The sequence below is a fragment of the Pediococcus ethanolidurans genome (genome assembly GCF_001437405.1).
GTDB classification, from domain to species: domain Bacteria; phylum Bacillota; class Bacilli; order Lactobacillales; family Lactobacillaceae; genus Pediococcus; species Pediococcus ethanolidurans.
In genome coordinates this window covers 48,168-59,689 of the sequence record NZ_JQBY01000014.1, presented here as the reverse complement: position 1 = coordinate 59,689, position 11,522 = coordinate 48,168, and the positions used below count along the sequence as shown (strand labels likewise).

Annotated in this window: 11 protein-coding genes; 8 read left to right on the top strand and 3 right to left on the bottom strand. The window is 36.7% G+C overall.

The window, feature by feature from the left end; genetic code table 11:
* Positions 1–85 precede the first annotated feature (85 nt).
* Positions 86–235 (bottom strand): SPJ_0845 family protein, encoded by a 150-nt coding sequence (locus IV87_RS11065; protein ID WP_156407376.1) that lies wholly within the window; start codon positions 233–235, stop codon positions 86–88.
* Between the two features lie 187 nt (positions 236–422).
* Between IV87_RS11065 and IV87_RS07150 the strand changes: the two genes are divergently transcribed.
* The 5 genes from IV87_RS07150 (at position 423) to IV87_RS07130 (ending at position 8,061) form a co-directional block, all read left to right on the top strand.
* Positions 423–1,901, top strand: a complete 1,479-nt coding sequence (locus tag IV87_RS07150) for an ABC transporter substrate-binding protein/permease (RefSeq protein WP_057806857.1) — start codon at positions 423–425, stop codon at positions 1,899–1,901.
* Positions 1,891–2,634, top strand: coding sequence for an amino acid ABC transporter ATP-binding protein (locus IV87_RS07145; protein WP_057806854.1), 744 nt, complete (start codon positions 1,891–1,893; stop codon positions 2,632–2,634). The genes IV87_RS07150 and IV87_RS07145 overlap by 11 nt, the downstream gene beginning before the upstream one ends.
* A gap of 177 nt (positions 2,635–2,811) precedes the next feature.
* A complete protein-coding gene (uvrC, locus tag IV87_RS07140; RefSeq protein ID WP_057806852.1) occupies positions 2,812–4,605 on the top strand; it encodes an excinuclease ABC subunit UvrC in 1,794 nt (597 codons plus the stop codon).
* A gap of 120 nt (positions 4,606–4,725) precedes the next feature.
* Positions 4,726–6,021 (top strand): GTPase ObgE, encoded by a 1,296-nt coding sequence (gene obgE / locus IV87_RS07135; RefSeq protein ID WP_057806850.1) that lies wholly within the window; start codon positions 4,726–4,728, stop codon positions 6,019–6,021.
* Between the two features lie 108 nt (positions 6,022–6,129).
* Positions 6,130–8,061, top strand: coding sequence for an acyltransferase family protein (locus IV87_RS07130; protein ID WP_057806861.1), 1,932 nt, complete (start codon positions 6,130–6,132; stop codon positions 8,059–8,061).
* 62 nt (positions 8,062–8,123) lie between these two features.
* Here the strand turns inward: IV87_RS07130 and IV87_RS07125 are convergent, their stop codons facing one another.
* Together IV87_RS07125 and IV87_RS07120 are read right to left on the bottom strand one after the other, a co-directional pair.
* Positions 8,124–8,909, bottom strand: a complete 786-nt coding sequence (locus IV87_RS07125; protein WP_057806848.1) for a hypothetical protein — start codon at positions 8,907–8,909, stop codon at positions 8,124–8,126.
* A gap of 16 nt (positions 8,910–8,925) precedes the next feature.
* Positions 8,926–9,198: a hypothetical protein gene (locus IV87_RS07120; RefSeq protein ID WP_057806846.1), complete on the bottom strand. Its 273-nt coding sequence runs from the start codon at positions 9,196–9,198 to the stop codon at positions 8,926–8,928.
* Positions 9,199–9,376: 178 nt separating this feature from the next.
* Between IV87_RS07120 and rnz the strand changes: the two genes are divergently transcribed.
* Genes rnz through IV87_RS07105 form a run of 3 tightly spaced genes read left to right on the top strand, consistent with a single transcriptional unit; the run spans position 9,377 to position 11,487 of the window.
* Positions 9,377–10,303 (top strand): ribonuclease Z, encoded by a 927-nt coding sequence (gene rnz, locus IV87_RS07115; RefSeq protein WP_057806844.1) that lies wholly within the window; start codon positions 9,377–9,379, stop codon positions 10,301–10,303.
* Positions 10,304–10,318: 15 nt separating this feature from the next.
* A complete protein-coding gene (locus IV87_RS07110) occupies positions 10,319–11,134 on the top strand; it encodes an SDR family NAD(P)-dependent oxidoreductase (RefSeq protein ID WP_057806842.1) in 816 nt (271 codons plus the stop codon).
* 11 nt (positions 11,135–11,145) lie between these two features.
* On the top strand, positions 11,146–11,487 hold the full coding sequence (locus IV87_RS07105; protein WP_057806840.1) for a lipopolysaccharide assembly protein LapA domain-containing protein: 342 nt from the start codon (positions 11,146–11,148) through the stop codon (positions 11,485–11,487).
* Positions 11,488–11,522 lie beyond the last annotated feature (35 nt).

The window sequence follows — 11,522 nt, the reverse complement described above, 5'->3', positions numbered from 1 at the left end:
GTAAGTGTTGCACTTGATTTGACAATTCGGGCTTTAGATAAATAGTAAAAATGAGTGAAAGTTGACATTTGATGTCAATTTTCACTCATCTTTTTTGCTTTTTATCTTTATTGGTGTCGTCATTTCTTTTCAGAAATTTGTTCTTTTTATCAATAGCCTTTTTGTCTTCAACTGGTGCAACAAATTTATCCAACATTTTTTCGAGATTTATTTCTTGTTTAATTTTTAAGCCCATACCCATCACTCCTTGCGCTTATCATAACAGATTTTATATCATCTGTCAGCAAATTAGAAAATATGCATTATAAAATGAATATAAAGGCTTTAATTGCATAAAAAGAATTATTTTTCAAAAAAGATTGTATAAATAATCAAAATAGATTATACTTCATATATTCTATTTGACGTAGGGAGTTGCAATTATGAAAAAAAAGTTTTTAGAGATTATTACGATTGTTGGGTTATTATTCACTTTATTGCCCTTTGGTACCGCAAATGCGGCGAATTCAAAAACCAGTTCGAGTGATCAATCATTAGCTAAAATTCAAAAAAAGGGTGTTTTAGTTATGGGAACTAGTCCTGATTATGCCCCTTATGAGTTTCAAACTACAAAAAACGGTAAAAGTGTTGATGTCGGAATGGATATTAGCATTGCTAAACAGATTGCAAAGGATTTAGGAGTCAAACTTAAAATTAAGAACATGGATTTTGATTCGTTATTGGTTGCCTTACAAACTGGTAAAGTAGATATGGTCATGGCCGGAATGAATCCGACAGCCGCACGTCGAAAAAACGTAACCTTCTCCAATATTTATTATCAGGGGGGTCAAGATATTGTTATTAACAAAAAGGATGCTGGCATATATAAAAGTAAAAAGTCCTTTGTGGGTAAGACATTAGGTGCCCAAACAGGAACCATGCAATATAATATGGCTAAGAAACAAATTTCAAATGTGACAGTTAAAGGATTTGATAAAGGAGCGGATTTAATTTTAGCTCTTCAAACCAATAAGATTGACGGAATTGTTATGGAAAAGCCAAGTGCCGAAGCTTATGTAAAGAACAATCCGCAACTTAGTTTAATTAATGGGAACTTTAATTTAAATACTAATGAAACCAGTTCCGCGATTGCTTTCCAAAAGGGTGCAACTAGTCTCGCTGGTGCCGTTAATAAGAGCCTTGCAAAAATTAAGAAAAAGGATTTAATCAACAAGGTATACTTAAAAGAAGCCGGAACTCATATGAAAACCAATACAGTCAATACTTCAATGACTCATTATTGGAAATACTTTGCTAAAGGAATTGGCTACACTTTACTTATTTCAGCATTTTCTGTGTTCTTTGGTTTTATTTTAGGAACGATTCTCGCATTTATGCGTTTAAGTCGAAACAAATTATTAAAATTAGTCTCAACAGCTTACATTGAGTTTGTTCGGGGAACGCCTTTAATGGTTCAAATTATGTTTGTTTACTTTGGAATTGGTTTGATTGTCAACCTACCGGCGTTAACATCAGGTATCATTGCTGTTTCTCTTAATAGTGGTGCCTACGTGGCCGAAGTCATTCGTGGCGGGATTAATTCAGTGGACAAAGGGCAAACGGAGGCAGCCCGCAGTTTGGGTCTTTCAAAGAAGGGAACGATGCGTTATGTGGTTTTGCCACAAGCAATTAAAAACATTTGGCCAGCACTGGGTAACGAATTTATTTCCTTGATTAAGGAAAGTTCGATTGTTTCAATTATTGGTGTGACAGATTTGATCTATCAATTGAAAATTGTTCAGTCAGATACGTATCGAGGAGTTGCCCCAATTGTGGTTGCAATGTTGTTGTACTTTGTTGTCACATTTGGTTTATCAAAGATTCTGGCTTATTTCGAAGGGAGAATGAAACATGCCAACTAATATTTTAGACATTCAAAAATTAAATAAAAAATATCATGAAACTGAAGTGTTAAAGAATATTTCCGAAACGGTTGAACAAGGACAGGTTATCTGTGTTATTGGCCCTTCTGGAGCAGGAAAAAGTACTTTTCTTCGTTGCTTAACTTTGTTAGAACAACCGACTGATGGGCATGTTTTATTCGAAGGCACTGATCTTACTAATCTTAAGGAAAAACAGCTAGACGAACTGCGTGAAAAAATGGGAATGGTTTTTCAAAGCTTTAATCTTTTCCCAAATATGACGGTGTTAGACAATATTAAATTAGCTCCGATGAAGGTCAAAAATCTGTCTGATGAACAAGCAACCAAAACTGCTCAGAAACTCCTTGAGCAAGTTGGTTTGTCAGACAAGGGTTCGGTCTATCCGAACAGTTTGTCAGGTGGTCAGCAGCAACGAGTGGCGATTGCTCGTGCGTTAGCGATGGAACCAGAGGTTATGTTATTCGATGAACCTACTTCTGCGTTAGATCCCGAAATGGTAGGAGACGTTTTGAAGGTAATGAAGGATTTAGCGAAGGAAGGGATGACAATGGTTGTTGTCACCCATGAAATGGGATTCGCTCGTTCAGTAGCTGACCAAATTTGGTTTATGGACGGTGGCTACATTCAAGAAAAAGGAACTCCAGAGGAATTTTTCAGTCATCCTAAGAGTGAACGTGCACAAGACTTTTTATCTAAAGTTCTTGTTCAATAATAAGCAGTGAGATTAGGAAAGTGTTCTTAATCTCACTGTTTTTTTATCTAGTACAAATATGAAGTCTAGAATTTATGGACAAACTTACAAACGAATGTATGTTTGCCTTTATTGTTGCTCTGAATCCTGAAAGGCGTTATAATGTTACAAGTTTATTACGCTGGGAGGTGAAATCGGTTGGCATCAGAACATATTGAACATAAATTGGCTTTATTACCAGATTTACCTGGCTGTTATCAAATGAAAAATATTAATAGTCAGATTATTTATGTCGGTAAAGCAAAAAATTTAAAAAATCGTGTTCGCTCTTATTTCAAAAGTTCCCATGATGGAAAAACTGCTCGTTTAGTATCTGAGATCGCCGATTTCGATTATATTGTAACTTCTAGTGATAAAGAGGCGTTTTTGCTAGAAATTACGTTAATTAAAAAGTATCAACCTTATTTTAATATCAAATTAAAACGAGGAACGGGGTATCCCTACATTAAAATCACCAATGAAAGAGATCCGCAAATGCTAATTTCTGGTGACCTAAAAAAGGATGGTGCGTACTACTTCGGCCCATATCCTAATGTTTATGCGGCAGAAGAAACTCTCCATTTTTTACAAAAAGTGTACCCATTACGACGATGCACCGGCTTTCAGCATCGGCCTTGCTTGTATTACCATATGGGACAGTGTTTAGGGGCATGTTTCAAAACAGTTCCAGAAGAAAAATATGCTAAACAAATTGCCCGGATTAAATCATTTCTAAATGGTAATGTTAAAACAATCAAAAAACGACTTGTTGTACAAATGAATGAAGCTGCACAAGCATTAGAATTTGAACGAGCTGCAGATATTCGTGATCAGATTCACTATATTGAAGTAACGGTTGAAAAACAAAAAATCATTTCCAACGATCATACCCCACGTGACTTGTTTAACTTTTATATTGATAAAGGATGGTTGTCAATTCAAGTATTCTTTATTCGCCAAGCCCGGTTGATGAAACGCGAAAAAAGACTTTTTCCGGTTGTTAGCACTGCTCCAGAAGAATTAACGACATTTATTCTCCAGTTTTATAACCAGAAGAATAATTTACTTCCAAATGAAGTTCTTGTGCCGTCCGGACTCGAGAATCAAGTCATTAGTGATATTTTAAAAGTACCGGTTCGGACACCACAACGAGGCCAGAAACGTGACTTAATGAATTTGGCTCAAGAAAATGCAAAAATTACATTAGAAGAAAAGTTTCGTTTGCTTGAACTGGATGATTCAAAAACAGTGGGTGCGATGAAAGAAGTTACAGACGCTTTAGGAATTCCGGCGGGTCATCGAATTGAAGCATTTGATCATTCGCATATTCAAGGAGCAGATCTAGTTTCGGCCATGGTTGTTTTTACAGATGGACAACCTGATAAAAAAATGTATCGCAAGTATAAGTTAACCACGGTTGACCATGCAGATGAAGCAGCTAGTACCCGTGAAGTTATCAGAAGACGTTATACACGGCTTTTAAAGGAGCATCAGAGCCTACCTGACTTAATTTTGATGGATGGTGGTGAGATTCAATTAAATGCGGTTAAGGACGTTTTAGTTAACGAATTGAATCTCCAAATTCCAGTAGCGGGAATGGTTAAAAATGATAAGCATAAAACCGCAGATTTACTTTTTGGACCTGAAGATCGACACGTTTTATTGGATCCTAAAAATCAAGGATTTTATTTAGTTCAGCGGATTCAAGATGAAGTGCATCGGTTTGCGATTACTTTTCATAGGCAAGTGCATACAAAGCATTCATTGAGTTCACGGTTAGATGACATTGCAGGTGTGGGTCCAAAGACACGGAACAAACTTTTGCGAAAGTTTGGTTCTATGCGGCGGATTGCAGAGGCAAGTGTCTCTGATCTACGTGGATTAGGTATTCCGGAAAATGTGGCCAAAACAATTAAAATTTCTTTAAGTGGAACGGTAAAAGGTAATGCTTAAATTAAAATGAACCTTGAAGTCAGAAGAGAATAGAAAGAATCATTATAAATTACCAACAATATCTGCTAGAATAAGAATATTAGAGTCGAAAAGTCACGCTAAATAGTATTGGAGAAAAATATGTTTGTTGATCAAGTTAAAATTAATATAAAGGCTGGTAACGGTGGTAATGGAGCCGTTGCTTTTCGTCGGGAAAAGTTTGTGCCTAATGGCGGTCCTGCCGGTGGCGATGGTGGCCGTGGTGGTGATGTTGTCTTTAAGGTAGATTCTGGATTAAGAACTTTAATGGACTTCCGTTATCAACGTAAATTCAAGGCTGCTTCCGGTAGCAATGGTATGAATAAGCAAATGACCGGACGAAGTGCCGAGAATTTAGTTGTTCGCGTACCGGGCGGAACCATAGTTAAAGATACTGAGACTGGTAAAGTTATCGGCGATTTGGTTGATAATGGTGATACTTTAGTAATTGCAAAAGGTGGCCGTGGTGGTCGTGGTAATATTCATTTTGCAAGTCCTAAAAATCCTGCTCCTGAAATTGCAGAGAATGGCGAACCTGGACAAGAAAAAAGTGTGCAATTAGAGTTACGTTTGTTAGCTGATGTTGGACTTTTAGGATTCCCATCTGTTGGTAAGTCTACTTTACTTTCCGTAGTGACTAGTGCAAAACCAAAAATTGCTGAATATCATTTTACGACATTGGTTCCTAATTTGGGGATGGTCCAATTAGACGATGGTCGTGATTTTGTTATCGCAGATATTCCTGGATTAATTGAAGGAGCTTCACAGGGTGTGGGGCTTGGTTTTGAATTTCTCCGTCATGTAGAACGAACGAAAGTTTTGTTACATTTAGTTGACATGAGTGGTGTTGAGGAAAGTAATCCATTTGAGAGTTATCAAAAGATTAATCAGGAATTAAGCAAATATGATCCTGATTTAATAAAACGTCGCCAAATCATTGTACCAACAAAAATGGATATGCCTGACGCAGAGGAAAATTTAAAGAAGTTTCGCGAAAAGATGCAAAAGGCGGTTGGCGCAAATGACATGCCGGACATTTTCCCGATTTCTTCTGTTACACATAAGGGATTACAGCCATTAATGCAACATACTGCTGATGTTCTTGAAGCGACACCAGACCCAATTAAAGCACCAGTTGTTTCTGATCAGTCAGTTACGTATGCTTATGAAGCTAAAAAGCCATTCACAGTTGAACAAGATGAGGATGGTACCTGGGTATTATCTGGTGAAAAACTCGAAAGATTGTTTAAGATGACTAATACAGAGCATGATGATAGTTTAATTCGATTTGCCCGTCAAATGCGTGGAATGGGTGTGGATGATGCTTTACGTAAAGCAGGTGTCAAAAATGGCGATTCGGTTCGTATTCTTGATTTTACGTTTGAATTTGTTGAGTAAGTTAATTTAGTTATAGAGGAATCGCGTATGGATTATGAAAAACAAGCTTCTCTGGGGAAACCTAAGAGAAAAAACGGCCCGATCCACGAAAATAGAAAAACGAGTAAAATGCCAACAGGAAAAAGGCTAAAAAATAGCCGGTATATTGCGGGCTTTGATGGTCTTAGAACGTTAGCATTATTAGGCGTTATTCTGTATCATCTCTTACCGTATGATCTTCAGGGAGGCTATTTAGGAGTCCCAATCTTTTTTGCCATATCAGGTTATTTAATCACTGATTTGTTTGTACAAGAATGGGATCAAAATGGGTCGATTAAAGTACTTTCTTTTTATGGACGACGCATAAAACGTCTTTATCCAACGCTATTAATTGTGTTAATAACCAGTACTGCCTATATGACCTTGTTTGCCCGTAATTTATTAGAAAATATTCGTAGCATAGTATGGACAAACCTCTTGTTTGTTTATAATTGGTGGCAAATTGGTCACGGACAATCCTACTTTGATCGTTACAATGGTGAGTCTCCGTTCACACATCTATGGTATTTATCAGTTATTGGACAATACTACTTTATTTGGCCGATTGTTCTTATTGGATTATTGATTGCTTTTAAAAATCGTGGTCATATCCTAGGAATTTTAAATGGCTTAGCAATTGTTTCGGCGATTCTAATGTTTATTCTTTATGATCCTTCTAATACCAACCGGGTTTATTATGGTTCGGATACGCGCATGACTCCTTTCTTGTTAGGGGCGGCCTTGGCATTCTTTTGGCCCTCTACACATTTGAATCCAAAACTAAATAAAAATGGCCGGTGGTTCTTAAATATTATTGGGCTGGGTTCTCTGGGAATGATTATTTGGATGGCCTTCTCATTAAGTGGAACTTCAAGTTTTACTTATCATGGCGGGATGTTGCTATTTTCAATTTTTTCTGTCATTTTAATTGCAGTGATTGCGCATCCTGGGACTAAGTTTGGTAATTGGTTTAGTAATCCACTTTTTGCTTGGATAGGTAAACGAAGTTATGGAATTTATTTATATCAGTTTCCGGTAATGATCTTCTATGAAAAAGCAGTGGTAAACATTGCTAATCACCCTATTCTTAATCCATTGATCGAAATTGCTATTATTGTTGCAATCAGTGATTTGTCTTATCGTTTTATCGAAAAGCCACTGATTCATTTTAATTATGCCTATTCTTTTAAATTTCTTAGAGATCTGGTCAAACGAGATTCGAAAATTGGTAATAAGCGTTATATAGCAATTCCAGTTATTCTGATTCTGCTTATTGCAGGTGTGGGAGTTGTTAGCGGATCAGGTAATAGTAATCATCATAGTAGTGCATTGCAAGTTAATATTTTAAAAAACAAAAAGAAATCAACGGCTCAAAATAATAAGGCGTTAAAAGCCCAAAAAGAAGCTCGTTTGAAGCGAAAACAACGTGCTGCTGAATTGGCTAGAATTAAAAAAGAAAAAGCAATAAAATTAACCGATGCTGAAACTAAAATTAAAACAAAATACCGGTTGGAACCTTCTGAAGTAAAACTAGCACAAAAAATGACTGTCACGGGTGTCGGCGATTCGATTATGGCGGATACTTCTGATGATTTACAAGAGGTATTTCCAAATGCTTACATTTCAGCTAAAGTAGGTAGACAAGTATGGCAGGCGGCTACATTATTAAAGCAGCTTGCGGCGCAAGGAAACTTAAGCAGTAATGTTTTAATTAATTTGGGTACTAATGGGCCATTTACGACTCAACAGTTAAAGACAATTGTTTCAATCGTTGGGACTAAACGACAAATATTTTGGGTAAACGTTCATGTACCAACGCAGAATTGGGAGTCGAAAGTAAATAAAACAATTACGGATGCAGGAAAGAAGTATAAAAACATTCACGTTGTAAATTGGTATGGGGCTAGCTTAAATCAAACCAATTGGTTCTATGGTGATCATGTCCATCCGAATATTGAAGGCAGTAAACAATATACGACGCTTATCACTAAAGCCATCGTAAAGTATGGTAGTGAAAACTAGTTTTAATCGTTTGCGTGATTAAAAAATGAGATCGGCAATTTAGCCAATCTCATTTTTTATTTTTAGAAATCAATGTCGGTTACAAGTGATTCTTTAGACAAATTTTTGCCATCAGTGCGATAACTACCCGAAAATTGAATGGTACAAGTTTTTAACGAATGAACGAGATTATCGGGGACCAATGTCATGACATTGGTACTGATTGTTTTACCAGAGCCAACATGTTTACCTGCAGAACCGTCAACCATATTACTGAGTGGTGTTCCTGCATAGCTACTAGACAGTTTTACGTAGTTAAGGACACCGATAATTGCTTCAGTATTTCCATCATTTTTAATCGTATATTTGATTTGCAAGGTATAGTAAGTTGAATTGATATCGGTATTGTTGAACGCTGTGGCAACCACTTTTTTTGCCTTTTCAGTTTTGGCTTCGTTTTTTAGAAGTCGAACTTGTGTAATTTGATATTTTAGCGGGCGGGTAATAATGGTTTGATTTACTTTTTTAAATTTATTCAGAGTAAGTTTTGTGCCAAACGAATCATATGAGAACTGCTTTGGTTGAGTTAAAGCACCATGAGACACATACTTGGCACTTTTTTTAATACTTTTTGGTACGACATACTGAGATGTCGTTTTAGAATTTTTGGCGTTTTTGGTCGAAGGTATCCGACTTGAAACAGATGAACTATTTTTTTGTTTGTCAGATTTACTAGGTACATGAGCATTCTTATTTTGATTTTTAAAAGCGGTCTTTCCCTTAGCCTGATAACGAGCTTCATGAGCGGAATTGCCACAACCACCTAGAATTAATGTGCTGAGAAGTAAAAATATAATGACTTTTTTCATTTTTTGAGTTCTTTCCTTATCCTAAAATCAACTTATCATTACGCAAATGATAGCCAAAAAGTTTGTGCGGTATTTGATCTAAAAATCCAAGCTGGGTAGCACCATTAATGTTTTGGGTCCGACTTTCAAATTGATTGAGTGTCAACGGTTTTTTACCAGATACCATAATGAGCCAGTGTTCGCTAATTTTTAACGAGTTTACAGGCAGATCATGGTTATCTTTAACAAAATACAATTGCAATTGCGGATCAAGTTCAGCTATTGATAAATTAAAATCAACTAATCGCATCAATTATTCTCCATTATATCGTTTGAATTTGGTTTATTTGTTACAAAATTAATTATAATTGATTACAGATGCCATTTGAAGTGTAAACTAAGTGGGTTGTCATAGCAAATTAGGTGAAATTTGTGGTATGGTATTTAGGTAGGATTTATAAACAAGAGTAAATGGGGAACGACGTGTTATGGAATTAGAATTTTTAGGAACCGGAGCAGGTGTTCCCGGTAAATTTAGAAATGTGACAAGTGTAGCTTTAAAGCTTTTAGATGAACGTAACTCAATTTGGTTATTTGACGTTGGTGAAGGAACGCAACAACAAATACTCCGGACAACAATTAAGCCTCGAAAAATTGATAAGATTTTTATCACACATTTACATGGTGATCATTTATTTGGGTTACCTGGATTATTAAGCAGTCGCTCGTTTCAGGGCGGTGAATCAGAGCTAGTAATTTATGGTCCTAAAGGGATTAGGCAATTTGTTCAAACCGCCATGCGAGTTTCCGATTCTCATCTATCTTATCCAATTCGTTTTGTGGAATTAGGTGACGAGGGCGTCATTTTTGAAGATGCAAAATTTAAGGTTTCTTTCTTAAGATTAGATCATCGAATTGAAAGTGTTGGTTATCGAATTGTTGAAAAATCACATCCAGGACAGTTACAAGTTGAAAAACTAAAAGAAATGCATATACCATCTGGACCAGTTTATGGCCAACTAAAACGCGGTGAAAAAGTGATGCTTGATGACGGTCGTCAAATCGATGGTCAAGATTTCTTAGGAGCACCACAACCAGGTCGAATAGTGACTATTTTGGGTGATACACGTAAAACCAAGAACAGCTTTTTACTTGCTCAAAATGCTGATGTACTAGTGCATGAAAGTACATTTGCTAAAAATGAAAGTAAACTTGCCCGTAATTATTATCATTCGACAAATGTTCAGGCTGCAAGCATTGCCAAAGAGGCGCATGTGCGTCGTTTAATTTTGACGCATATTTCTGCTCGCTATACTGGTAAAATGGCTAACGAGCTTCAAAAACAAGCTCAAACAGTATTTAAAGCAACAAAGGTTGTTCACGATTTTGATATTATTAACGTTCCACTTAGATAATTGAGGAGTGATCATATGTTAGCAAGGCTAAAAGAGTTGCGTGATTTAGATGGCAAACTGGTTTTGATTACCGGTGCGTCGAGCGGATTGGGTGAATTAGTTGCATATGAAGTAGCAAAACGCGGCGCAAGGGTGGTTTTATGTGCCCGAAATCTAGAAAAGCTTCGACAAGTGGCTGAAAAATGCAAAGAAATATCTCAAACAAGTGCTTTTGTGGTTCAATTGGATGTTTCTGATTCCGATGCGATTGATCAGCAACTGAACCACGTCTTAAAAGATATTGGTCCAGTGGATGTTTTAGTAAATAGCGCGGGTTTTGGTTTATTTGAAACTTTTCAACAAATTGATATGCATGTGACTGAAAAAATGTTTCGCGTTAATGTATTAGGTTTGATGTATGTCACACAAAAGATTGCCCAACAAATGATTGAGTCAGGCCGTGGACAAATCTTTAATATTGCTTCAGTAGCTGGTAAGATTGCGACGCCCAAATCAACAGTGTATTCGGCAACTAAATTTGCGATAGTTGGATTTTCTAATGCTTTGCGCCTTGAATTGCGACCTTTAGGTGTTCAAGTGACAACGGTAAATCCAGGACCAATGGCTACGAACTTCTTTAAACAGGCAGATCCTAGTGGTCGCTATTTTGATGCTGTGAAATTATTATCGCTATCACCAAATCGCGTGGCACATCAAATCAGTGAGGCAATAGGATATCGACGACGTGAAATAAATGCTCCGCTATATATGGAAGCCATCCACCGTGGGTATGAACTTTTCCCAAATTTTGGTGATTTGTTAGCAAGCAGTTCATTTTTTAATCGAAAGTAAGGAATTGAAATATGAAAAATCAATGGCGTGTTATTGTTATTTTGATCTTGGTTTTGGTAGTTGCCGTTTTTGCTGTGGTAAATGTGAATGAGGTTCCTTTAAGTTTATTGTTTACGACCGTGCATTGGCCGCTAGTACTTGTCATTTTGCTCTCTTTAGTTGCTGGTGCCCTAATTACTTTTCTAGTATCAATGGGGACGATGCTAGCACAAAAGAAGCAGCAAAAAATGGAAATGGATGTCGCAACTAAAAAAATTGATGCCCTTCGTGATGAAAATGCTGCCTTAAAGCGACGGGTAAACAATGTCAGTAACGAAGGTGCACAAAAGAATCGTAAGTTAGAGAAACTCTAGTTCTGGTTAGAGTTGTGAAGAATTAAATATTAAAA